Source organism: Streptomyces sp. NPDC019224, assembly GCF_040632605.1.
Lineage (GTDB): Bacteria > Actinomycetota > Actinomycetes > Streptomycetales > Streptomycetaceae > Streptomyces.
This window is the reverse complement of the sequence record NZ_JBEYCF010000032.1, coordinates 38,334-60,408: the sequence shown is the minus strand read 5'-3', so window position 1 is coordinate 60,408 and position 22,075 is coordinate 38,334. Positions and strand designations below refer to the sequence as shown.

The window sequence follows — 22,075 nt, the reverse complement described above, 5'->3', positions numbered from 1 at the left end:
TCATGTCGGACACGCACGCGAACACCCTGGGCTGGCTGCTGGACGAGCAGCTCGGATCGGTGGAGGGCGTCCGGTACGCCGTGCTGATGAGCGGCGACGGGCTGCTCAAGGCCCGGACCCGCACCATCAGCCAGGAGGACGGCGAGAAGCTGGCCGCCCTGACCGCGTCGCTGCGCGCCTCCGGCCGCGCCTGGGACGAGTTCACCGGCGGGCAGGGCGTGCGCCAGCAGCTGATCGAGTCCGTGTCGACGATCGGACTGACGACCGCGGCCGGGCACCACACCATGCTCTCGGTCGTCACCACGGGCCCGCACGCCGACGTCGGCATGATCAGCCACCACATGGCCCTGCTGGTGGTCCGGCTGGGCGAGCAGCTGGGCACGAGGGAGCGCACCCCGGTGCTCCAGCCGGACGGGGGCCCCGCCGCATGAGCGGACCGCGGCACGACCCGGACATGGTCAGGCCCTACGTCCGCACGGGCGGGCGGGTCCGCCCGGACCGGGACGTACGCCTGGAGAGCGTGGTCGTCGCCGCCTCGGGCGCGGCCGAGGAGCTGGGGCCCGACGCGCGGCGGGTGATGAGCCTGTTCGCGGTGGGCCGGGGCGGTCTCGCCGTCGCCGACATCGCGGCCGCGCTCCAGCTGCCGCCCTCCACCGTCCGGATCATCGTGTCCTCCCTCATGGACAGCGGGCAGCTGGCCGCTCCGGCCGCCGCCGTCGAGGACCAGCCCCGAAACGACCTCCTGCAGAAGGTGCTCGATGGACTCCGAGAACTGGTCTGACTCCCCGAACGGCGTCTCGTACGTCCCGGCCACGGTGACCCGGTCCGCCAAGATCGTGATCGCCGGCGGTTTCGGCGTCGGCAAGACGACCTTCATCGGCAGCGTCTCGGAGGTCCGGCCGCTGCGGATGGAGGAGCCGATCACGGAGGACAGCGTCGGGGTCGACGATCTGCGCGGGGTGCCGGACAAGACCACGACGACCGTGGGCATGGACTTCGGCCGCATCCACCTGGCCGGCGGCGCCCTCGCCCTCTACCTGTTCGGGCTGCCCGGCCAGGTCCGCTTCCAGCCCCTGTGGGAGGACCTGGCCCACGGGGCGCTCGGCTGCCTGGTGCTGGCCGACACACGTGACCTGGACGCGAGCCACGAGGCGCTGGGGCTGCTGGAGGACCTGGGCATCCCGTACGCGGTCGCGATCAACGTCTTCCCCGAGGCGCCGGGGTACGGCCTCGACGAGATCCGCGAGGCCCTCGCCCTGGACCCGGAGACGCCGCTGACCACCTGCGACGCACGGGACCGCACCTCCTGCGTGTACGCGCTGATCACGCTCACGGAACACCTCGCCGCACAACGCCCGGCCCTCTCCCTGGAGCCCACGCCATGACGTCCCCCAGCACCACCCTGCCGTCGGCCCCGTCGGGCCGGGTCGCCCTCTACGACCCGGCCTACGCCGCCGACCCGCACGGCGCCTACGAGCGGATGCGCGCGGCGTACGGTCCGCTGGTGCCCGTCGAGCTGTCCCCGGGCGTCCCCGCCACCCTGGTGATCGGCTACTTCCAGGCCCGGCGCATCCTCAACGACCCGCTGTACTTCCCGTCGGACCCGCGCGTCTGGCAGGAGCAGGTGCCGGCCTCGTGCCCGGTGCGGCCGATGATGGAGTGGCGGCCCAACGCCCTGCGCAGCAGCGGCACCGCGCACGCCCGCTACCGGGCCGCCAACACCACCGCGATCGACGCCGTCGACCAGCACGAGCTGCGGGCCCGCGTGGAGAAGCTCGCCGCGAGCGCCATCGCGGACTTCATCACGGCGGGCAGCGCCGACGTACTCACCCAGTACGCCTGGCCGATCGCGTTCCGCGTCCTCAGCTCCCTGCTCGGCTGCCCGGACGAGATCGGGGCGCGCATCGCCGACGGGATGTCCCGGATCTTCGAGGCCACGGACTCCCAGCGGGGCAACGAGATCCTCGGCAGGGCGGTCGCCGACCTCGTCGCCCTGCGCCGGCGCCACCCCGCCGACGACATCACCTCACGGCTCCTCGCCCACCCGGCGCAGCTGACCGACGAGGAGATGGGGCACCAGCTGGTCACGCTGTACGGGGCCGGCATCGAGCCGCTGACCAACCTCATCGCCAACACCCAGCTGAAGATCCTCACCGACGAGGAGTTCTCCGCCGGGCTGCACGCCGGGCACTCCACGGTGCGGGACGCGCTCGACGCCGTCCTGTACACGGACCCGCCGATGGCGAACTACTGCATCACCTATCCGCCGTACCCGGCGGACGTCGACGGGGTGCTGCTCCCGGCCCACCAGCCGGTCCTCATCTCGATGTCCGCCTGCAACAACGACCCGGCGATCGCCCGGGCCCCGGGCGGCATCGCGGGCAACCGCGCCCACCTGGCGTGGAGCATCGGCCCGCACACCTGCCCGGCCCGGTCCCACGCGTACCTGATCGCGGAGACCGCGGTCACCTGTCTGCTCGACGCCCTGCCCGAGATGGACCTCGCGGTCCCGGCCGCCGAACTGCGCTGGCGGCCCGGCCCGTTCCACCGCGCGCTGGAATCCCTCCCCATCGTCTTCCACGCCTCCCACTGAAGGAAACGCCATGTCCGAGCAGCCGATCCTCGTCCTCGATCCCGCCGGCACCGACCGCCACGCGGAGTACCGGGCGCTGCGCGAGCGCGGCCCCGCCACCCGCGTCGACGTGCTCGGGGTGACCGCGTGGTCCGTCAGCGACCCGGTCCTCCTCAAGGAACTCCTGACCAGCTCCCAGGTCTCCAAGGACGCCCGCGCCCACTGGCCGGCCTTCGCCGAGACCGTGGCCACCTGGCCGCTCGCCCTGTGGGTGGCGGTGAACAACATGTTCACCGCGTACGGCGGCGACCACCGGCGGCTGCGCCGGATGATCGCCCCCGCGTTCAGCGCCCGCCGCATCCAGGACCTGCGCGTCTCGGTCGAGAAGGTCGTCTCCGAACTCCTCGACGGCCTCGCCGACCGGCCCGCCGGGGAGCCGGTCGACCTCCGCCAGGAGCTCGCCCACCCCCTCCCCATCGCGGTGATCGGCCGGCTCATGGGCGTCCCCGACGGCCAGCTCGACGGTTTCCGCTCCGTCGTCGACGGCGTTTTCGACACCACCCTCACTGTCAAGCAGGCCACCGCGAACACGGCCTCCCTGTACGGGGCGCTCGACTGGCTCATCGCCTCCAAGCGGGCCCTGCCGGGCGACGACATGACCTCGCTCCTGCTCGCCACCCGCGACGAGGAGGGCGACGGCGGCGGCCTCAGCGACGAGGAGCTGCGCGACACGCTGCTCCTCATGATCTCCGCCGGGTACGACACCACGGTCAACGTGATCGACCAGGCCATCACCGCCCTGCTGACCCGCCCGGAGCAGCTCGCCCACCTCCGGGCCGGCCGCGCCGACTGGAACGACGTCGTCGAGGAGACCCTGCGCCACGAGCCCGCGGTCAAGCACATCCCGATGCGCTACGCCCTCTCGGACATCCCCCTGCCCGACGGTGCGACGATCGCGAAGGGTGAGGCGATCCTCGCCTCCTACGCCCCCGCCAACCGCCACCCCGACTGGCACGGCGAGACCGCCGACGACTTCGACGCCACCCGGCCCGCCAAGGACCACCTGGCCTTCGGCCACGGCGTCCACTTCTGCCTCGGCGCCCCGCTCGCCCGCCTGGAGATCGCCACCGCCCTCCGGCAGCTCTTCACCCGCTTCCCCGAAACCCGCCTCGCCGTTCCCGCCACCGACCTCCTCCCCCTCCCGTCCCTGATCAGCAACGGCCACCAGGCCCTCCCGGTCCACCTCCACCCGACGGCCGGCTGACCGGGTCCGCCCCCGGCGGTTTCGTGCGGCGGCGGTGGCTGGTGTCGCACCAGGGGTACATGCGGCTGCGGCGGCAGGTGCAGACGGCGACGACGAAGCGGTCGGAGACGGCGATCGTGCCGTCCTCCCGGACGATCTCGACCGGGCCCTCGATGAGGACCGGGCCGTTGCGCTCGACGGTCAGCCGGCGGGGGCGGTCAGGTTCGTTCGGCACGGATGACCACCAGTTCCTCTGTGTCGTCGTACGGGCCGACCAGGCCCTGCGCGCGGAGCCAGGGCAGGCGCTCGGTCATGACCGGGCCGAAGGGTACGAAGGACCGGCTCGTCACCGCGCAGCGCAGGCCGCTCGCGGTGAGCCTGTCCAGGGTCTCCTCCGTACCGCACAGCCCGGAGTGGACCAGGAGCAGCACGCCGTTGGGGCGCAGGGCGTCGTGGGCGCGGGCGCAGATGCGGTCCAGGGCCTGACGGCCGCCCATGCCGGCGTCCCAGGCGAGCTCGGGGCCGTGGCCGCGGGCGGAGCGGGTGCGGGGGGCGGGGACGTACGGCGGGTTGCTCACGATCAGGTCGAAGCGCTGGGCGGCGACGGGGCCGGTGAGGTCGCCGCGCAGGACCCGGACGCGGTGGCCGGCGCGGGCGGCGTTCATGCGGGCGGTCAGCACGGCCCGGCGCGAGATGTCGATCGCGCAGACCCGGGCTCCGCTGCGCGCGGCCAGCAGCGCGAGTGCGCCGCTGCCCGTGCAGACGTCGAGGACGTCCATGTCCGCGGTGAGACCTTCGGCCTGCAGCGCCCGCGCCAGCAGGCGGGTGTCGGCCTGCGGCGCGTAGACCCCTGGCAGGAGCCACAGTCTGCCCAGGCCGGCGGGCGGTGCGGCGGCAGTGGTCATCCGGATCCTCCATGAGGGGGAAGGCGGGTCCTCGTTCCTCACCGGGGCGGGCTCACCCGTCCAGGGTGAACGGGCCCGCCGCCCGTCGCGACTCGAACGGCGGTCTCCGGCCTCCTGCCCCGCGCCCGCCGCCGCATGCCGGGCCGGCCCCCGGCCCCCCGGCCGCTCCCGCCGCGCGCATCCGGCATTCGCGGGTCACCATGGCCAAAACAGGGCACCTCGGCCCTCCGCCACCGCGAAGGAGTCCCGTGACCGACCGGAAGTACCTGCTGCGCGGCCGTACGGCCGTGGTGACGGGCGGGGCGCGCGGCCTCGGCAAGGCCGTGGCCCGGGAGCTGGCCGCCCGGGGCGCACGCGTGGCCCTGCTCGGACTGGAGAAGGACGAGCTCGCCCGGGTGGCGGGCACGCTCCCCGCCCCCTCCGGGCACTGGTACGTGGACGTCACCGACGATGCGGCGATGGCCCGCGTCGCCGACGAGGTCCGTCGCCGTCTGGGCCCCGCCTCGGTCGTCGTCGCCAACGCGGGCGTGGCCGAGGGCGGGCCGTTCGCGGAATCCGACCCGGCGAGCTGGCGGCGCGTGATCGAGGTCAACCTCATCGGCAGCGCGGTCACCGCCCGGGTGTTCCTGCCGCAGCTGCTGGACACCCGCGGGCACTACCTCCAGATAGCCTCGCTGGCCTCCATCGGGGCCGCGCCGATGATGAGCGCGTACTGCGCCTCGAAGTCGGGCGTGGAGGCGCTGTGCCACTCCCTGCGCGCGGAGATGGCTCCGCGCGGCGTCGGCGTGGGCATCGCGTATCTCAACTGGATCGACACCGACATGATCCGCGACGCCGACCAGCACCCCGTCCTGCGCGAGCTGCGCGCCCACATGCCGCCGCCCGCCCGCACGACCTACCCGGCGCCCCACGTGGCCCGGCGCGTGGTCGCCGCGATCGAGCGCCGGTCGCCGTCCGTGTACGTCCCCGGGTGGCTGCGCGGTGTGCAGGCGGTACGCGCCGGGCTGCCGGGCGTCGTCGCCCTCGCGACCCGTAAGGAGCTGACCCGCTCCCAGTTCACGGCCACGGGCCTGCTGGGCGCGGGGGGCCGGGCGGCGGAGCCGGCGGGTCCGGTGCGGCCGGACTGACCCGCGCGTCCGTGCCCGTGGCCGTTACGCCGGGGCCGGTTCCTGGGCCCGTACGGGCACCCGTACGCCGGCGCCCGCACCCCCGTACGTCAGCGCCGCGGCCCCCGGCGCACCACCCGCCCGAGCGCCCCGCGGCGCAGCGCGGCGCGGGCCGCGTTGGCGCCCGGGGCGCCGTGCACCCCGCCGCCCGGGTGCGCGGAGGCCGAGGCGAGGTACAGGCCCCTGACCGGGGTCTCGGGCCTTCCGGTGCCCGGGGTCGGGCGGAACACCAACTGCTGGTGCGCCGACGCCGTACCGCCGTTGATCGCGCCGCCCGCCAGATTGGCGTCCATGGATTCGAGGGTCGGGGGCGCCAGGAGGCGGCGGGCGGTGATGCGGGAGCGGAAGCCGGGGGCCCAGCGCTCCACCTCGTTCTCCATGCGGTCGGCCATGGCTTCCTGCTCGCCCCGGTCCCACCGCCCGGTCAGGCCGTCCTCCCCCGCGTCGCCCTTGATGCGGTGGGGGACGTGGGTGTACGCCCAGGCGGACTCGGTGCCGGCCGGTGAGCGGGTGGCGTCGGCCGTGCTCATCTGGCCGAAGAGGAGGAACGGGCGGTCGGGCACCTGCCCCATGGCGATCTGCGCCGCGAACCGGGTGAGGCCGTCGACGCCCTCCGCCAGGTGCACGGTGCCCGCCGTGGTGGCCGGGACGGCGGTCCAGGGCACCGGGCCGTTCAGCGCCCAGTCCACCTTGAACGTCGCGAAGTCCCACTGGAAGCCGCGCAGGTCGTCCAGGAGCCGGCCGGGCAGGTGCCGCGCGTCGACCAGTCCGCCGTAGAGCGCCGGCGCGGACACGTCGGCGAGCACGGCGCGGGCGGCGGGCACGGCCTCGCCCTCGGCGGTGCGTACGCCGACGGCGCGTCCGCCGCGTACGACGACCTCGGTGACGCGCTCACCGCAGCGGAGGGCGCCGCCGTGCCGCTCCAGCCGGCGCACCAGGGCCGCCGTGAGCGCGCCCGCGCCGCCGACCGGCACCGGGAACCCGTAGGTCTGCGCGAGCATGGACATCAGCCAGCCGAAGCCGCCGCTCCCCGCCGCCTCCGGGCCGAGGTCGGCATGGAGGGCGCTGCCCGCGAGCAGGAGCCCGGCCGCCTCGCCGGCGAACCGCTCCTCGCCCAGGCGGCGGACGGGCAGGAGCAGGGTCCGCGCCAGCCGGAGGCCGCCGTCGGCCCGGAGCCGGGCGGCGAGGCGGACGGCGGAGCGCACCGGCGGGAAGGGGGTGAACAGCGCGTCCAGTACGTCCCGCCGCACCCGGTCCCAGGTGGCGCACAGCTCCAGCCACGCCGCCCCGTCGCCCTCGGCGAAGGCGTCGAGACCCGCCGCCGTGTCCGTCGCCCTGTCCTCCAGCACCGCGCACCGCCCGTCCGGCAGCGGGTGCGCCAGGACTCGGGGGGCGCGCGACCAGCGCAGCCCCTCCGCCTCGAGGCCGAGGCCGCCGAGGACCGGCGAGGCCGCCGCCAGCGGGTAGAACGCGCTGAAGAGGTCGGTGACGTAATCGGGATGCACCCCGCGGTCGCTGCGGACGGCCCCGCCGGGCTCCGGCTGCGCCTCCAGCACCTCCACGCTCCACCCCGCGGCGGCGAGGATGTTCGCCGCGACGAGGCCGTTGGGCCCCGCTCCGATGACCACGGCGTCCGGCATCGATGCCTCCAGGTGGGGTGACGGGCACGCGGTCAGACCGCTTCGCGCGTGCCCTTCGGGGACGCCTCGACGGTGGCGGCCAGCCGGGCCAGCACGCTGCGGTGGCGCAGCTGGATCACGGCGTCGACGGCTGCGTTGTGGAGCTTCCCCGCAGGTCCGCGCAGGGGGTGTTCGTCCAGCTTCACCAGGGCGTTCTCGCCCCACTGCCGTACCTCCAGGGCGATCCGGGCGGTGCCGGCCCACCCGCTGTCGGCCTCCAGCTCCAGCACGTGCGGGGCCTCGCACCGCCGGACGATCGTCCTCCCCTGCACGGACCACCGCCCGAGTGCCAGGGTGTACGTGAGGCTGGCGCCGACCTCGGGCCAGGTGCCCCGGCGGGGGCGGGAGTCGGAGGTTCCCACCACCCAGTCGCTGTAGAGCGACGGGTCCGCGAGCACCCTCCAGACATCCGCCACCGTGGCTTCGATCAAACGGTGTCGTACCGCCATGGGTCCTCCGTAGGTAGTCGGGTGGCCCGGGCCGGGCGCTCAGGGGGTGACGATGGCGAAGTCCGGGTCCGGGTCGTCGAGGTAGCCGAGCAGTTCGGCCAGCCGGCCGGCCTCCCCGGTGACCTCGACGCCGGGCCGGGACGCCAGGTCGTCGGGCGGTACCGCGCCGGCCAGGACGTCCCGCAGGTCGGCCTCCGAGAGCGCGATGGTGACGTCCGGCTCGCCCGCGGCCGGTCCGGTGCCCGTGACATGGGTGAGGACCCCGTTGCGCAGCCGCATCGTGAGGGGTTCCGCGCCGTTGATGTTCCAGCGGACGGTGATGTCGGCGTCCCAGGCGCGGGGCCCGTTGACCCGGATGGCGAGTGAGTCGACCAGCTGGTCCAGGGTCAGGGCCGCCAGGACGTCGGGCGACGAGGTCACGGTGGGGGTACCGACCGAGCCGTGGCGCAGTTCCAGGGCACCCATCAGGTAGAAGTTGCGCCAGGTCCCGTTCTCGCTGCCGTAGCCGAGCTGCTCCAGCGCGTCGGCCTGGAGGGCGCGCGCCTGCGCGTTGCCGGGGTCCGCGAACAGCACGTGGTTGACGACCTCCGCCACCCAGCGGTAGTCGCCGTCGGCGAAGGACTCCCGGGCTCGGCGCAGCACTTCACCGGCGCCGCCCATGAACTCCACGTACCGCTCGGCCGCCCGGGCCGGGGGGTGCTGCCACAGGTGCGCCGGGTTACCGTCGAACCACCCGAGGTAACGCTGGTAGATCGCCTTGGAGTTGTGGCTGATGGAGCCGTAGTAGCCATGGGTGTGCCAGGCCCTCTCCAGGGCCGGCGGCATCACGATCTCCTCGGCGATCTCCGGGGCTGTGAGGCCCTGGTTGAGCAGGCGCAGCACCTGGTCGTGGAGGTACGCGTACAGATCGCGCTGCTCCGTGAGGAAGGCGATCACGCGCTCACGGCCCCAGACGGGCCAGTGGTGGGAGGCGAAGGCGAGGTCCGACGACTCGCCGAAGAGGTTGACCGCCTCGGTGAGGTAGCGGGCCCAGACGTGCGGGTCGCGGACCTCGGCGCCGCGCAGGGTCAGCAGATTGTGCAGGTTGTGCGTGGCGTTCTCCGCCATGCACAGGGCGGAGAGGTCGGGGAAGTGGATGTTCAGCTCCGCCGGCGCCTCGGTTCCGGGAGTGAGCTGGAAGACCATCCGGATGCCGTCGACGGTCTCGGTCTGGCCGGTGCGGGTGATGTCCACGGTCGGGGGGATAAGTCCGACCGCGCCCGTCGACAGCGTCTGCCCCAGCCCCGCACCGATCTGGCCCTGCGCTCCCTTCGGCAGCGCGGCTCCGTACATGTACGCGGCACGCCGGTTCATCGCCGCGCCCGCGTAGACGTTCTCGCTGACGGCATGCTCCAGGAAGCCGTGCGGGGCGAGGACGGGCACACCGCCCGCCACGTCCTCGTCGGTCAGCACGCCGCGCACCCCGCCGAAGTGGTCGGCGTGGCTGTGGGTGTAGAGCACCCCCGTGACGGGCCGCTCCCCCCGGTGGCTGCGGTACAGCGCGAGGGCGGCGGCGGCCGTCGGGGCGGACAGCAGGGGATCGATGACGAGGACACCACGCTCGCCCTCGACGATCGTCATGTTGGAGAGGTCGAAGCCGCGTACCTGGTAGAGGCCTTCGGTCACCTCGAACAGACCGTGCTCGGAGCACAGCCTGCTCTGCCGCCACAGGCTCGGGTTGGCCGTGTCCGGGCACTCCTGGTCGAGGAACCCGTATGCCTCCAGGTCCCAGACGGCGCTTCCCGTCGCATCACGGATCACGGGGTCCTGCGCCGTCCCCATGAAGCCGCGCCGCGCGTCCTCCAGGTCCTGCGTGTCGTCGAAGGGGTAGTCGCGCCGGACCGCCTGGTTGGCCTGGGCGACGGTCTGCTCGGCGGGCTTGGCGGCGGTGTCCTGCGGCATGTCGGTCTCCCTCGTGGCGGCGGCCTGGGCACCCGGCCCCTCGCGGACCCGGGCACCGCCACCCTCGCCCGGTGCGCGGGCCCCCACAAGCGGGTGTACGCCGTACGGGGAGGCCGCGATGCACGCGGGACGACCCGCCGAACGCGCTAGGATATACCCCGAGGGGTATGACGAGGGAGGAACCGTGGAGCTGGACATGGCGGCCGACGAGCTGAAGTCGGTGCTCAACCGGCTGAAGCGGGCCCAGGGCCAGATCGCCGGGGTCGTCAGGATGATCGAGGAGGGCCGGGACTGCGAGGACGTGATCACGCAGCTGGCCGCGGTCTCCCGGGCCCTGGACCGGGCCGGTTTCGCCATCATCGCGACGGGCCTGCAGCAGTGCGTGGCCGACGGCGAGCAGCCGGCGGTGGACCGGAACCGGATGCGGGCCCGCCTGGAGAAGTTGTTCCTGTCCCTGGCCTGACCGACGGGCCGGTACGGCCGGCCCCGCTCTACGCCTTGCGGGCGAGCAGGTGCACCTCCTGGAACTGCCGCCGGTCGTCCGGCCGGGGCTCGCGGACCAGCCGGGCCGTCTCGGTCAGCCCCTCGGCGCGCAGCAGCCCGGCGAGGTGGTCGGGCGACCAGCGGTAGGCCGTCGCGACGGCGTGGTCGAAGGACTGCGTGGGGTGCGACGGGCCGTCGGTCGCGGAGAAACCGATCAGGAGATGGCCGCCGGGCGCCAGCACCCGGCTGAACTCGGCGAGGATGCGCGGGAGTTCGGCGGGCGGCGTGTGGATGACGGACCACCGCGACAGCACACCGCCCAGGGCGCCGTCGGCGATGTCGAGCGCGGCCATCGACCCGACGTCGAACCGCAGCCCCGGCCAGGCCCGGCGTGCCAGTTCGACCATCGCGAGAGAGGCGTCGACCCCGAACGCATCGAGCCCCGCCCCCGCGAGATGGCCGGTGACGTGACCCGGCCCGCACCCGAGATCGGCCACCCTCCCGCCCGCGCCGACGGCCTCCGCGAACGCGCCCAGCATCGCGCGGTCCAGCGGGCTGTCGCGCAGCGAGTCGCCGAACAGCCGCGCGTACTGGTCCGCGGCCTCGTCGTAGGCGGCGCGGGTGACGGAGAGGGCGTCGTGTTCGACCATGCTGGCGAGAGTAGCGCCCGCGCCGGGGTCGCCGGGAGGGCCCCGAGGGCGGGACCTCCCGGCGACCCGGACGGCAGCCCCTACGGGCCGGGGGGCGGGTCCGTCGCGGGCCGCCCCGCGGACGTGCCGGGCCCCCGCCGGTACCGCGTACCCGGCGGGGGCCCGTCGTCCTGTGCGGCCGGTCAGCCGCCGAAGGCGACCTTCGCCTCGGCGGAGCAGCGATCCGTACCCGTGTCGCACAGCTTGTACGTGTACGACGGCAGGTGGCGGCCGGTGATCAGGTCGGTGAAGCGCCCCGTGTTCGGCACGGTCGCGACCACCTTGCCGTCGCGGACGACCTCGACCTTCGCCGTCTTCGCGCCGTCCCAGGTGAGGGCGGCGGTACGCAGAAGCCTTCCCGGGCCCGCCGTGGCGGTCAGCTCGAAGCGGGCGCCGACCCTGACCTTGACGACCCGGCCCGGCGCGTCCTTCGTACCGAAGTACGCGTAGGCGCCCTGCGGGTCGATCACGCCGGAGATCAGCGGGCCGTCCTTCTCGCCGAGCGACACGTAACCGGAGGGCTCGAAGCGTTCCAGGTCGATGGTGACGACCCGGCCGGGGGTGGACATCGTGCCGAAGGCCGCGAACCGCCCGCCCGGGTCCATCACCGCCGAGAAGAACGCCCCGCCGCCCGACGGGGTCATGACCTTGTCGCGGGTGAAGGTCGTCAGGTCGACCCGGATGATCCGGCCGCCGCTGCCCTCGCCGGTGCCGAAGTACGCGTAGTGGTCGTCGGGCGCGATGACCGCGGCGCGCAGTGGCCCCTCACCCGGCTCGAGAATGAGCGTGCCGACTTCCCGCATGGACGCCAGGTCGATCTTGACCACGCGTCCCTGGGGGCTGGTCACCGTACCGAAGTAGGCGAACTCGCCCTTGGAGTCGATGACTCCGTCGTCCAGGAAGTTGTTCCCGGCGCCCAGGGTGACGGAGCCGACGCGGGTGAACGTGGCCAGGTCGACCTTCACGAGGCGCCCGGGGTTGGTGCCGGTCCCGAAGTAGGCGTACGTGCCCGCCGGGTCCATGAGGGCCGAGCGGACGTTGCCGTCGTCCGCGCCCAGAACCATGATCTTGTCGAGCGTGAAGGTGTCCAGGTCGATGCGGACGAGGCGGCTCGGGTAGGCGGCGACGGCGAAGTAGGCGTACTTCCCCGCCGGGTCGATGACCGCGTCCTGCATGACCTTCTGCCCGATCCCCACCGACAGGGTGCCGACCTTCTTGAAGGTCTTCAGGTCGACCTTGGTGATGTAGCCGGGCAACGGGTCCACGGGGTTGTCGGTGCCGAAGTAGGCGTAGCGGCCTTCGGGATCGATGGCCGCCGCGTGCAGGTCGCGTTGCAGGGCCGAGGTGCCCACCGTGCCGGTGCGGGCGGGAATCGGGGCGCCGCCGCCGTGGACGCGCACGGTGTGCACGTGGCCCCTCGCGTCGTCGAGGAGGGTGATCTTCCCGGCCTGTTCGGTCTTCTCGGTGGGGCGGAAGCCGAGGTCGAGCGTGCAGTGCTCCTTGCGCTTCAGCCGGAAGGGCGCCTTGCCGCAGGTGCCCGGGTCGGCGACGAACGCGCCGTCGTGGTCGGTGACGTGGACGACCGTGACCGGCTTGCTGCCGAGGCTGGTGAGGGTGACGGCGACCGGGCCGCCGGTGGTGCCGATGGGAACGGTGCCGAAGTCGACGTCGTCCGGGCTGACGGACAGGACCTTGCCGGGCAGGGCCGGCAGGCGGATGTCGGCGGTGGCTGTGGCGGCCTCGCTGACCGTCACGTCCGTCCGCGTGGCGGTGTAGGCCGGTGAGGACGTCGTCACGGTGTAGGCGCCGACGGTGGCGAGTGTGGTGTAGCGCCCTTCGGTGTCGGTCGTCGCCGGGAGACCCACCGGGGCACCGGCGGAGGTGAGTTGCACGGTGACGCCCTCGACGGGCTCTCCCGTGGTCGCGTCGGTGACCGTGCCGCTCAGGGTGCCGGTGACGCCGCGCGGCGCCTTCTCGACGGCCGCGTGGATGTCCAGCCGGCCCTGTCCGTACACGTTGTTGTTCTCCGCGGTGCCCCCGCAGGAGACGTCCGGGACGTCGACGGCGGTCTCGTCGAGGAGCCGCCGGGTCGCGTCGATGTTCCGCGCGACCGCCGGGGCGGCCGACCACAACAGGGCGATGGAGCCCGCCACGTGGGGCGCGGCCATGGAGGTTCCGCTGGCGACGGCGTACTTGCCGCCGGGGTACGAGGAGCGGATCGCGACACCCGGCGCCGACACGTTCGGCTTGATCAGGTCGTCGTCGAACTCCGAGGGGCCGCGGCTGGAGAAGGACGCGATGGTGCCGTCGGCGTCGAAGGCGCCGACCCCGTAGCTCTCCTTGAGATTCCCCGGGTTGCCGTCGGTCCCGCAGTCCGGGCCCTCGTTGCCGTTGGAGAAGACCGGGAAGATCCCGGCCGCCACCCACGCCTGCACGGTCTGCTCGAACCACGGGTCGGCGCCGACGTTGGCGTTGCCCCACGAGTTGTTCACCACGTGCGGGCGCAGGTCGGGCCGCGGGTTCCTGCCGTTGGCGTCGGTGGGCGCCAGCATGAACTGGCCGGCCGCCAGCAGGCTCCACTGGCTGCAGGTACTCCCCGCGCAGCCCTTGGCGGCGATCCACCGGGCGCCGGGCGCCACACCGACGTGGTTGCCGGTGCCGCCGTCGCCGACCATGGTGCCGACGGTGTGGGTGCCGTGCCCGACGGTGTCGCAGGGCGTGGAGACGACGATCCCGCAACTGACGGTCGGGTCGTACCAGTTGTAGGCGTGGGTGAACGTGCCGTCGCCGTTGTTCCCCCGGTACTGCTTCACCAGCGCCGGGTGGTTGTACTGGACCCCGGAGTCGATGCTGCCGACGACGATGCCCTCACCGGTGGCCTCGTAGTCCTTCCAGACCGCGGGGGCGCCGATGCGGTCGACGCCCCACTCGACGTCCTCGACGGTCGGCTCGACCTGTGCTTCGTCGAGCTTCGGCAGGGCGTAGGTGCGGTCGCCGGTGACGCGTTCCACCTCCGGCAGGGCGGTGATCCGCTTCAGCAGCTCCGCGTCGCCCTTCACCTCGACGGTGTTGGCGATCCAGAAGGGCGTGTACGAGGCGTCGGCCTCCCGCAGCACGTCGATGAGCGCGGACTGGCTGGTGCGGGCCGTCGCCTGGAGGCGGCGCTGCACCTCGCGCCCCTGGCGCGCCCGGTCCTTGATCTTCGCGGCGTCCTTGAGGTCGGCCTCGTCGCGGAGGTAGACCCAGAAGGTGGAACTCCCGCCGTCCGCGAGGTCCTTGGTCAGGGCGCGCTCGACGGACGGGACCGCGGTGTCGCTCACGGGTGCGGCCTGAGCGGCCGCGGGCATTCCCGTGGCGGCGAGGCCGGCGGCGAGCAGGAACGCCCAGGCGCGCGGCAGACTCCGCCCCGGTGTGCGGCGTCGCGGCGCTCCCGTTTCCGGTCTGCCTGGTCTCGGTGTCATAGAGGTTCGAACCCTTCCTGGTAGGTGTGCCCGTGCGGTTCGCCGTCTCCCCGACGGCTCCGGGTGGCGCTCCGAGCTCCTCGCGGACGCGGCGGATCAGCGCCGCAGCGCGTACGCGCGCACCACTGTCTGCTGTGTGCGGCTGCCCGCGTCGTCCCAGGCGGTGACCCGGAGCGTGACGTGCTCCGCGCCCGTGCGCGGGTGGTGCAGGACGGCGGTGGCCGATCCGTCGGGGCGTACCCGCGGCTGCACAAAATCGCTCCAGGTCGCGCCGTCGTCGTAGGACGCCTCGACGCGCATCCCGGTGACGCGCGGTCCTTGGTAGCCGTCGGGACGCAGGGTGCTGATGCGCACCGGCAGGGCCCGGCCCGCCCGTGCGGTGTTCGCGCCGTCCACCCCGAGGTCGTAGCCGAGGAGGATCACCGGCAGGACGGCACACGGGTGGCCGGCGCCGTAGACGGCGGCGCAGCCGGGTGTGGTGGCGCCGGCCTGCGGGGCCTTCGAACGGAACGTGTACGTGGTGTCGGTACGGACCCCGAGGGTTTCCAGGGCGTTCGTACGGCGGACGACGCTCTGGTCGATGCTGTACTCGGCCTCCTCGGGGACGAACAGCTGCGCGGCGGGCACCGGCTGTCCGTCGCGGCGGTACGTGAACCTGCTGGTCGAGCCGCCCATGCCGAAGTGGGAGGGGTCGCCGTCGCCGTAAGGAGCGAGCAGGAAGCTCGCCCCGTTGTCGGCACGGCACAGCGGACAGACGATGCGCAGCGGCAGGGTGGGGTGCACGGGCGCGCGGCCCCAGTCGCGCCGCACGGTCTCGCGCGCGCGGTGGCTCGCCGGGTACTCCTCCCAGTAGGTGTCGGACAGGCCGGACGCGCGGACCGTCTGCATGTACTGGCTGTCGGCGGCGTACACGTGGTCGGTTCGGGTGCCGGGGGCGAGGTGCCGGGCGCCGGTACGGAACGTGGACTTCTCCCACGGGTGCCAGGACGTCAGTACGTCGTCGGCGAGACGGGCGGTGCCGTCGGCGTGGAAGGTGCTGACGAGCCGGGCGAACCGGTCCGTCCGGGTGGTGAGGGCGGTGCGCTCCGGTATGGCGCCGGCGGCGTGGAACGGTGCCGTGTAGGTGAACCGGCTGTCGGGGCGGCCGTTCAGGGTGACCGTCACCGGCCCCTTCGCGAGGGCGGCGAGGAGACCGGCGCCCTGCTCACGGCTGACGGCGAGTCCGGGAAGGACGCTGTTGCCGTTGTCCTGGACGAGGGTGGTGCCGTCGTCCGGCCGGATCGCCAGGACGGCGGTGGCGTGGTGCTCGGCGGCGACGGCGAGGACGGGCACGAGCCAGCCGTTGGTGCGGACGACGGCGAGCTTGCCGGTGAGGTCGCGGCCCGCGTAGTCGGCCTCGGTGCCGCTTCCCACGTCGACGGCGGCCAGCTCGTGGTCACCGGTCAGCCGTTGGCCGAGGTCCGGGGTGAGGAGGTCGATGCGGTGGGTGGTGCCGCCCGCGGCCTTCCACGTTCCCCGGACGAGCGGGTCGCGCAGCCGGTGTTCGGCGGTGAGGTCGAAGGTGCCCTGCGCGGCGGTGGTGTGCGAGGCGATGGCCCCGTAGCGGGTGGTGCGGTCACTGACGCCGTTGGCGATGCCGATCGCGGCGGTGGCGCCGTCGGCCAGGGTGCGGCGGGCGGTGACGCCGAGGGCGGCGCGCTCCAGCGGGTTGCGCTCGCCGTCCACCCGGGCGGTCAGCTCATGGGCCTGACGTGCGTCGATGTGGACGGTGCGGTCCTGGTCGACGGTGATCTCCGGTTCCGCGAAGGCGTCCACGGCCAGCGGGTACTGGTTCCCGTCATAGGTGGTGACGAGTGCCTGCAGGGCGTAGCGCCCCTCGGGCAACCGCGTCTGCCACGTGTTCTCCCCCATGAAGGTGAGGCTCTGGAGCTGGGCCTCGCCGGTCTCCAGGCTGAGGATCTGCAGGTTGGTCTGGCCGCCGGCCCTGCCGTCGCGGCCGGTGAAGGTGAAGTCGACGGTGTGCTTCGTGGGCTGCTCGGTCCAGCCGACGGCGGTGGTCAGGGTCGTGCCGTCACCGGTGGCGGTCAGATAGCCGTCGTAGCGGCCGGTGCCGGTACGGGTGGGATCGACGGTGAGGGTGACGCTCGCGCTGTCGTGGGCGGGGACGGTGACCGTGTCGGTGGAGAGGGCGGCGCCGCCCTCGGGGACCGTGGCTCCGCGCCCGAGGTCGAGAGCGAGGTCCAGCACCACCTCGCGGTCACCGTCGTTGGTGTAGACGACGTCCCGGCTCGCGGTCTGCTGCCGGTCGCGCAGATCGCCGAAGTCGGCGGTCCCGGTCGCGGTCACCGACTGCGCGGAGGCCCGGTCGACCGCGACCCGGCCGGCGCCCTGCTCGTAGACGTCGTCGTCGGGGCCGGTCTTCGCGGCCGAGACCAGCGCGTCCTTGAGCCGGGCCGCCTCCCACCCCGGGTGCTGCTGGGCGAGCAGGGCCGCCGCACCGGCCACGTGCGGGGCGGCCATGGAGGTGCCGTCCAGGGAGGTGTAGTACTCGCCGACGTCCTTGCCGATGTGGGTGCCCGCGGCCTTCGCGGCGACGATCCCGACGCCCGGGGCGGTGATCTCCGGCTTGAGCGCACCGCTGACGGTCGGCCCACGCCCCGAGAAGCCGGCGAGGCGGTCCTGGCCGTCCACCGCGCCCACGGTCAGCGCGGTCCGGGCGGTGCCGGGACTCGCGACGGTGGACCGCCCGGGCCCGGTGTTGCCGGACGAGATCACGAACAGCGCCCCGGAGGACTCGCTGAGCGCGTCGACGGCCTCGCTGAGCATGTCGCTGCCCACCTCGGTGGGCGCGCCGAGGCTCATGCTGACGATGTCGGCGCCCTGCGCGACGGCCCATTCCATCCCGGCGATGACCGTGGACTCGTCACCGTTGCCCGAGTTGTCGAGGACCTTCCCGACGAGGAGCCCGGCGCCGGGCGCGACGCCCTTGTACTTCCCGTCGGACGCGGCGCCGCTCCCCGCCACCGTGCTCGCCACGTGCGTGCCGTGACCACGGCCGTCCTGCACGGCCTGGCCGGGGATGAAGCTCTTCGAGTCCAGGACCCGGCCGTCGAGGTCGGGGTGCCCGAAGTCGATCCCGGTGTCGAGCACCGCGACCTTGACGCCGCTGCCGTCGTAACCGCTCTTCCACACCTCGGGGGCGCCGATCTGCGGCACGCTCACGTCGAGGGTCGCCCGTACCTCGCGGTCCGGCCTGAGCACGGCCTCCGGTCCGTCGAGGACGGCCCGGTAGAACGCCCGCAGCGCGTCCTTGTCGACGTCCACGGCGGTGGCGCCGAGCGAGGCGAGCGGGGTGCGGTGGGTGACGCCGGGGACCTCCGCGGTGCGCGCGGCGAGCGTGCTGCGGGCGGGGGTGCCCGGGTAGTCGACGATCAGCGGCAGGGTGTCGCTCGCGGCGCCGCCCTGCCGGTCGGCGGCGAGCCGGGTGACGTTGAACAGCTCCCGGTCGAGCCGGCCGGAGGCCAGGCCCTCGCCGGCGCTGTCGGGGATGACGTAGGTGTCCCCGGACGGCCCTTCCTCGGTGCGGAAGGTGGTGGCCGTGCCCGTCGCGGCCTCGGCGTCGACCGAGACGCGCCCGTCGGCGTCGGTGGTGACGGTGACCGTGTCGCCGGTGACGAGGGTGAGTGTGTCGCTGTGCCCGGCGCGGGCGGGGGTGCTCTGCGTGGTGACCCCGACCGGTGCGGTCCCGGCGGCGACGGCCGCCCGCCCCGGAAGCAGGGGGCCGCCCAGGGCCAGGACGAGCGCGGCGGCGAGGACGGCCGTCCTGCGCGAACCGGCGCGGTGCGGGGCGGGGACGGCCGCGCGGGGCGAACCGGCGCCGCGCGCGGCGGGTCCGTGCGCACGCCCTCCGGCGCGGGGAACGGGACCGGTGGGCATGGCGGCCTCCTGGCTGGGTGCGGCCACAGCATCGGCTGCCGGGCGGGGACGAGCGGGAGCGCGGGCACGGGCCGGGCGACCGCTCAGGCGGCCGCGCGGCCCGGTGCCGGTCATCCTGCGGTCAACGCCCTGGTGAGGGGTAGGAGTTACCGGTGGCGAGGATGCGACATGTCGCCTGCTCGCCGGGGTCACGGCCCGTACGGCGCATGGGCCGGGTGGCTCCTCCGTCCACGGAGTGCCGCGGTCCACACCCCCTCAACGGCGTTGCAGGAATTGCATTGCCTTGTTGCGCCTGCCGCATCGCGTCGGGAGAGTGGCCGCCGGAGACCGGCAGCACGGTCTCGGCAGTTACGCAGGACCCCTCGCCGGCGGACGCGCGACGACAGCGCTCCCCGGAACACGCGGAAGCCTGACCGGCCCGGTCGGACCGGCGCAAGGATTCGCCGTGATTCGGAAGGACACCGCGTTCCACAGCGAGGGCGGCCGCGGGTGACATCCCCCGGAAACCCGTGCTGCGGTGACCGCCCCGGGCGTACGCCGCTGAGAGGCTGTGGGGGGCCTGCTTCCTGAGCGCAGGCCCCCGGCACACACCGCTTCACGCCCACCGGCACCTCCCGGCCCGACACCCCGGCGTACGGGAGCCCGGCCCCCGCACCACCGGACCCGACGGCTCTCCAGGAGCAGCACCTATGGACGCGACCATGGCAGACGCACCGAAGCCCCTCACCGGGGCGTTCCTCGACGCCCTGCGCGGGGAGCTGGGCGATCTCGTCGACGCTTCGGCCACGACCAGGGCGGTCTACTCGACCGACGCGTCGAACTACCGGATCGTCCCCGGCGCCGTACTCATGCCCCGGTCGAAGGGCGACGTGATCACGGCGGTCGGGATCGCCCGTGAGCACGGGGTCCCCGTCACCGTCAGGGGCGGCGGCACGTCGTGCGCCGGGAACGCCGTCGGCCCGGGCCTCGTGATCGACTTCTCCCGCTCCATGAACCGCGTCCTGTCGGTCGACCCCGGCACATCGACGGCCGTGGTCGAACCGGGCGCGGTCCTGAGCACGCTCCAGCAGGAGGCCCTGCCCCACGGTCTGCGCTTCGGCCCCGACCCCTCCACCGCCACCCGCTGCACGATCGGCGGGATGATCGGCAACAACGCGTGCGGCCCCCACGGCCTCTCCTACGGGCGCACGGCCGACAACGTCGTGTCGATGACCTGGCTGACGGGCGGCGGCGAGGTGATCACGGCGGGCTCGGGCCCAAAGGCGCCGGCGGCGGTGCCGGGCCTCGACGCGTTCGTCGCGGAGAACCTGGCGGTGCTGCGTACCGAGTTCGGACGCTTCGGGCGGCAGATCTCCGGCTACTCCCTGGAGCACCTGCTCCCGGAGAACGGACGCAACCTCGCGGCCGCGCTGACCGGTACGGAGGGCAGTTGCGGCGTCCTCCTCGAAGCGACCGTCCGGCTCGTTCCGCAGGCGCCCGCCCCGGCCCTGGCCGTCCTCGGCTACGCCGACATGCCCACCGCCGCGGACGACGTGCCGAACCTGCTGCCCTTCCGCCCGCTCGCGCTGGAAGGCCTGGACGCGCAACTCGTCGACGTGGTGCGCCGGGCGCACGGCGAGACCGCCGTCCCCACCCTGCCCGAGGGCGGTGGCTGGCTGATCGCCGAAGTCGGCGGCGCGACCTCGGCGGAGGCGGTCGAGGCAGCGCGGGAACTCGTCGCCGCCTCCCACGCCGCCGACAGCGTCGTCCTGCCCGCGGGCCCCGAGGCGACCAGGCTCTGGCAGATCCGCGCCGACGGCGCCGGCCTGGCCGGACGCACCGCCGACGGCAAGCAGGCGTGGCCGGGCTGGGAGGACTCCGCCGTCCCCCCGGAAAGGCTCGGGGACTACCTGCGCGGACTCCAGGCCCTCATGTCCGAGAAGGGCCTCTCCGGCCTGGCCTACGGGCACTTCGGCGACGGGTGCGTCCACGCCCGTATCGACTTCCCGCTGGACGGCGGGGGCGCCCCCATGCGCGACTTCCTCGAACGCGCCGCCGCCCTGGCCGCCGAGCACGGCGGTTCCCTCTCCGGCGAGCACGGCGACGGACGGGCCCGCTCCGAACTGCTCCCCGCCATGTACAGCCCCGAGGCGCTGCGCGCGATGGAGGCGTTCAAGGCGCTCCTGGACCCCGAGGACGTCATGAACCCCGGCGTCGTCGTCCGCCCCGCACCGCTGGACGCCGACCTCCGGCGCCCCGGCGCCCGACGGCTGCGCGCCACCGACGGCTTCGCCTTCGCGCACGACGGCGGGGACATCACCGACGCCGTGCACCGGTGCGTCGGGGTGGGCAAGTGCCGGGCGGACCTGCGCGGCCAGGGCGGCTTCATGTGCCCCTCGTACACGGCCACGCGCGACGAGAAGGACTCGACGCGGGGCCGGGCGCGGGCCCTTCAGGAGATGCTGAACGGCGGCTTCGTCACGGACGGCTGGAGCTCCCCGGAGGTCCACGAGGCCCTGGACCTGTGCCTGAGCTGCAAGGCGTGCGCCACCGACTGCCCCACCGGCATCGACATGGCCACGTTCAAGTCGGAGGCCCTGCACCAGACGTACAAGGGGCGCCGCCGCCCGCTGAGCCACTACACCCTCGGCCGGCTCCCCCAGTGGCTGCGCCTCATCGCGCCGTTGGCGCCGCTGGTCAACCTGGCGGGGCGGGTGCCGGTGCTCCGGCGGACGATGATGACCCTGATGGGCGCGGACTCCCGGCGCTCGCTGCCGCCGTTGCCGCCGAGGCCGTTCCGGTGGAGCGGGGCACGGAAGGCCGCTTCGGGGGCGGACGGTCCCAAGGTGCTGCTCTGGGTCGACTCCTTCTCGGACGCCCTCGCGCCGGACATCCCGCGCGACGCGGTGGAGGTCCTGACGGCGGCCGGCTGCGACGTGGAGATCGCCGCACCGGGCGCCTGCTGCGGCCTCACCCTGATCTCCACGGGCCAGTTGACCGCCGCCAGGGCGAAGCTCCGCTCCACCGTGAACCTGCTGCTCCCCCATGTCCGGGCCGGCCGGACGGTGATCGGCATCGAGCCGAGCTGCACGGCGACGCTCCGCTCGGACCTGGTGGAGCTCCTGCCCGACGATCCCCGGGCCGCCGAACTCGCCGGCGCGGTGAAGACGGTGGCCGAATTCCTCACCTCGATCGACTGGACACCCCCGCGGGCTGCGGAACGCCTCCTGGTCCAGCCGCACTGCCACCACTACGCGGTGATGGGCTACGAGGCGGACCTCTCGCTCCTGCGGTCCATGGGCTGCGATGTCGACATCTCGGCGGGCTGCTGCGGTCTGGCCGGCAACTTCGGCATGGAGAAGGGCCACTACGAGGTGTCCGAGAAGATCGCCCGGGAGGGCATCCTCGCCAGGGCGGCCGCCGAGCCGGACCGCCGCGTCCTCGCGGACGGCTTCTCCTGCCGCACCCAGGTCCAGGACCTGGCGGGCCTGGACGGCCGGCATCTGGTGCAGGTGATCGCGGAGGCCCTGCGCCGCTGACGCCCGCGCCGGCCGCTGACGGCGCCGCCGAGC

At 73.9% G+C, this 22,075-nt stretch carries 16 protein-coding genes; 8 read left to right on the top strand and 8 right to left on the bottom strand.

The annotated features are described in order from the left end of the window. Positions 1-2 precede the first annotated feature (2 nt). Genes ABZ564_RS20865 through ABZ564_RS20845 form a run of 5 tightly spaced genes read left to right on the top strand, consistent with a single transcriptional unit; the run spans position 3 to position 3,836 of the window. The gene (locus ABZ564_RS20865) at positions 3-431 is read left to right on the top strand and encodes a roadblock/LC7 domain-containing protein (RefSeq protein ID WP_360858359.1); all 429 of its coding nucleotides are present in this window, start codon (positions 3-5) and stop codon (positions 429-431) included. A 23-nt stretch (positions 432-454) separates the two neighbouring features. Continuing rightward, entirely contained in the window at positions 455-781 is a 327-nt protein-coding gene (locus ABZ564_RS20860) for a DUF742 domain-containing protein (RefSeq protein WP_360858406.1), read from the top strand. Next, a complete protein-coding gene (locus ABZ564_RS20855; protein WP_360858356.1) occupies positions 759-1,385 on the top strand; it encodes an ATP/GTP-binding protein in 627 nt (208 codons plus the stop codon). Before ABZ564_RS20860 ends, ABZ564_RS20855 begins: the two co-directional genes overlap by 23 nt. After that, the gene (locus ABZ564_RS20850) at positions 1,382-2,593 is read left to right on the top strand and encodes a cytochrome P450 (RefSeq protein ID WP_360858353.1); all 1,212 of its coding nucleotides are present in this window, start codon (positions 1,382-1,384) and stop codon (positions 2,591-2,593) included. The genes ABZ564_RS20855 and ABZ564_RS20850 overlap by 4 nt, the downstream gene beginning before the upstream one ends. Positions 2,594-2,603: 10 nt before the next feature. Then, positions 2,604-3,836 carry a cytochrome P450 gene (locus ABZ564_RS20845; protein WP_360858350.1) on the top strand — a complete coding sequence of 411 codons (1,233 nt, stop codon included), beginning with the start codon at positions 2,604-2,606 and terminating at the stop codon, positions 3,834-3,836. On the opposite strand, the gene ABZ564_RS20840 is transcribed toward ABZ564_RS20845, so the two are convergent. Beyond that, complete coding sequence (locus ABZ564_RS20840; protein WP_360858347.1) at positions 3,784-4,050, bottom strand: CDGSH iron-sulfur domain-containing protein; 267 nt, start codon at positions 4,048-4,050, stop codon at positions 3,784-3,786. The genes ABZ564_RS20845 and ABZ564_RS20840 overlap by 53 nt on opposite strands. After that, positions 4,034-4,720 carry a HemK2/MTQ2 family protein methyltransferase gene (locus ABZ564_RS20835; protein ID WP_360858344.1) on the bottom strand — a complete coding sequence of 229 codons (687 nt, stop codon included), beginning with the start codon at positions 4,718-4,720 and terminating at the stop codon, positions 4,034-4,036. The genes ABZ564_RS20840 and ABZ564_RS20835 overlap by 17 nt, the downstream gene beginning before the upstream one ends. A gap of 248 nt (positions 4,721-4,968) precedes the next feature. On the opposite strand from ABZ564_RS20835, the gene ABZ564_RS20830 reads away from it, so the two are divergent. Next, entirely contained in the window at positions 4,969-5,847 is an 879-nt protein-coding gene (locus ABZ564_RS20830) for an SDR family oxidoreductase (RefSeq protein ID WP_360858342.1), read from the top strand. 89 nt (positions 5,848-5,936) lie between these two features. Here the strand turns inward: ABZ564_RS20830 and ABZ564_RS20825 are convergent, their stop codons facing one another. The 3 genes from ABZ564_RS20825 to ABZ564_RS20815 are packed head-to-tail and all read right to left on the bottom strand — an operon-like array spanning position 5,937 to position 9,955. After that, positions 5,937-7,526, bottom strand: coding sequence for an NAD(P)/FAD-dependent oxidoreductase (locus tag ABZ564_RS20825; protein ID WP_360858340.1), 1,590 nt, complete (start codon positions 7,524-7,526; stop codon positions 5,937-5,939). 32 nt (positions 7,527-7,558) lie between these two features. Next, positions 7,559-8,014: an SRPBCC family protein gene (locus tag ABZ564_RS20820; protein ID WP_360858337.1), complete on the bottom strand. Its 456-nt coding sequence runs from the start codon at positions 8,012-8,014 to the stop codon at positions 7,559-7,561. Between the two features lie 39 nt (positions 8,015-8,053). Beyond that, positions 8,054-9,955, bottom strand: coding sequence for an alkyl sulfatase dimerization domain-containing protein (locus ABZ564_RS20815; protein ID WP_360858334.1), 1,902 nt, complete (start codon positions 9,953-9,955; stop codon positions 8,054-8,056). A 184-nt stretch (positions 9,956-10,139) separates the two neighbouring features. Here ABZ564_RS20815 and ABZ564_RS20810 point away from each other — a divergent pair, with 184 nt between their 5' ends. Next, positions 10,140-10,418: a metal-sensitive transcriptional regulator gene (locus ABZ564_RS20810; protein WP_360858332.1), complete on the top strand. Its 279-nt coding sequence runs from the start codon at positions 10,140-10,142 to the stop codon at positions 10,416-10,418. A 28-nt stretch (positions 10,419-10,446) separates the two neighbouring features. On the opposite strand, the gene ABZ564_RS20805 is transcribed toward ABZ564_RS20810, so the two are convergent. From ABZ564_RS20805 to ABZ564_RS20795, 3 genes are all read right to left on the bottom strand, one after another. Next, positions 10,447-11,088 (bottom strand): class I SAM-dependent methyltransferase, encoded by a 642-nt coding sequence (locus ABZ564_RS20805; protein WP_360858329.1) that lies wholly within the window; start codon positions 11,086-11,088, stop codon positions 10,447-10,449. 182 nt (positions 11,089-11,270) lie between these two features. Further along, positions 11,271-14,447: a S8 family serine peptidase gene (locus ABZ564_RS20800; protein ID WP_360858326.1), complete on the bottom strand. Its 3,177-nt coding sequence runs from the start codon at positions 14,445-14,447 to the stop codon at positions 11,271-11,273. 237 nt (positions 14,448-14,684) lie between these two features. Continuing rightward, positions 14,685-18,524 carry a S8 family serine peptidase gene (locus ABZ564_RS20795; protein ID WP_360858323.1) on the bottom strand — a complete coding sequence of 1,280 codons (3,840 nt, stop codon included), beginning with the start codon at positions 18,522-18,524 and terminating at the stop codon, positions 14,685-14,687. A 701-nt stretch (positions 18,525-19,225) separates the two neighbouring features. Here ABZ564_RS20795 and ABZ564_RS20790 point away from each other — a divergent pair. Beyond that, positions 19,226-22,042, top strand: coding sequence for an FAD-binding and (Fe-S)-binding domain-containing protein (locus ABZ564_RS20790; protein ID WP_360858320.1), 2,817 nt, complete (start codon positions 19,226-19,228; stop codon positions 22,040-22,042). The last annotated feature ends 33 nt before the right edge of the window (positions 22,043-22,075 follow it).

Excerpts from the sequence above, each read along its gene's own strand:
- ABZ564_RS20835 (WP_360858344.1), bottom strand. The coding sequence starts at position 4,720 with ATGACCACTGCCGCCGCACCGCCCGCCGGCCTGGGCAGACTGTGGCTC.
- ABZ564_RS20850 (WP_360858353.1), top strand. The coding sequence starts at position 1,382 with ATGACGTCCCCCAGCACCACCCTGCCGTCGGCCCCGTCGGGCCGGGTC.
- ABZ564_RS20795 (WP_360858323.1), bottom strand. The coding sequence starts at position 18,524 with ATGCCCACCGGTCCCGTTCCCCGCGCCGGAGGGCGTGCGCACGGACCC.
- ABZ564_RS20865 (WP_360858359.1), top strand. The coding sequence starts at position 3 with ATGTCGGACACGCACGCGAACACCCTGGGCTGGCTGCTGGACGAGCAG.
- ABZ564_RS20845 (WP_360858350.1), top strand. The coding sequence starts at position 2,604 with ATGTCCGAGCAGCCGATCCTCGTCCTCGATCCCGCCGGCACCGACCGC.
- ABZ564_RS20815 (WP_360858334.1), bottom strand. The coding sequence starts at position 9,955 with ATGCCGCAGGACACCGCCGCCAAGCCCGCCGAGCAGACCGTCGCCCAG.
- ABZ564_RS20805 (WP_360858329.1), bottom strand. The coding sequence starts at position 11,088 with ATGGTCGAACACGACGCCCTCTCCGTCACCCGCGCCGCCTACGACGAG.
- ABZ564_RS20790 (WP_360858320.1), top strand. The coding sequence starts at position 19,226 with ATGGCAGACGCACCGAAGCCCCTCACCGGGGCGTTCCTCGACGCCCTG.
- ABZ564_RS20855 (WP_360858356.1), top strand. The coding sequence starts at position 759 with ATGGACTCCGAGAACTGGTCTGACTCCCCGAACGGCGTCTCGTACGTC.
- ABZ564_RS20825 (WP_360858340.1), bottom strand. The coding sequence starts at position 7,526 with ATGCCGGACGCCGTGGTCATCGGAGCGGGGCCCAACGGCCTCGTCGCG.
- ABZ564_RS20820 (WP_360858337.1), bottom strand. The coding sequence starts at position 8,014 with ATGGCGGTACGACACCGTTTGATCGAAGCCACGGTGGCGGATGTCTGG.
- ABZ564_RS20860 (WP_360858406.1), top strand. The coding sequence starts at position 455 with ATGGTCAGGCCCTACGTCCGCACGGGCGGGCGGGTCCGCCCGGACCGG.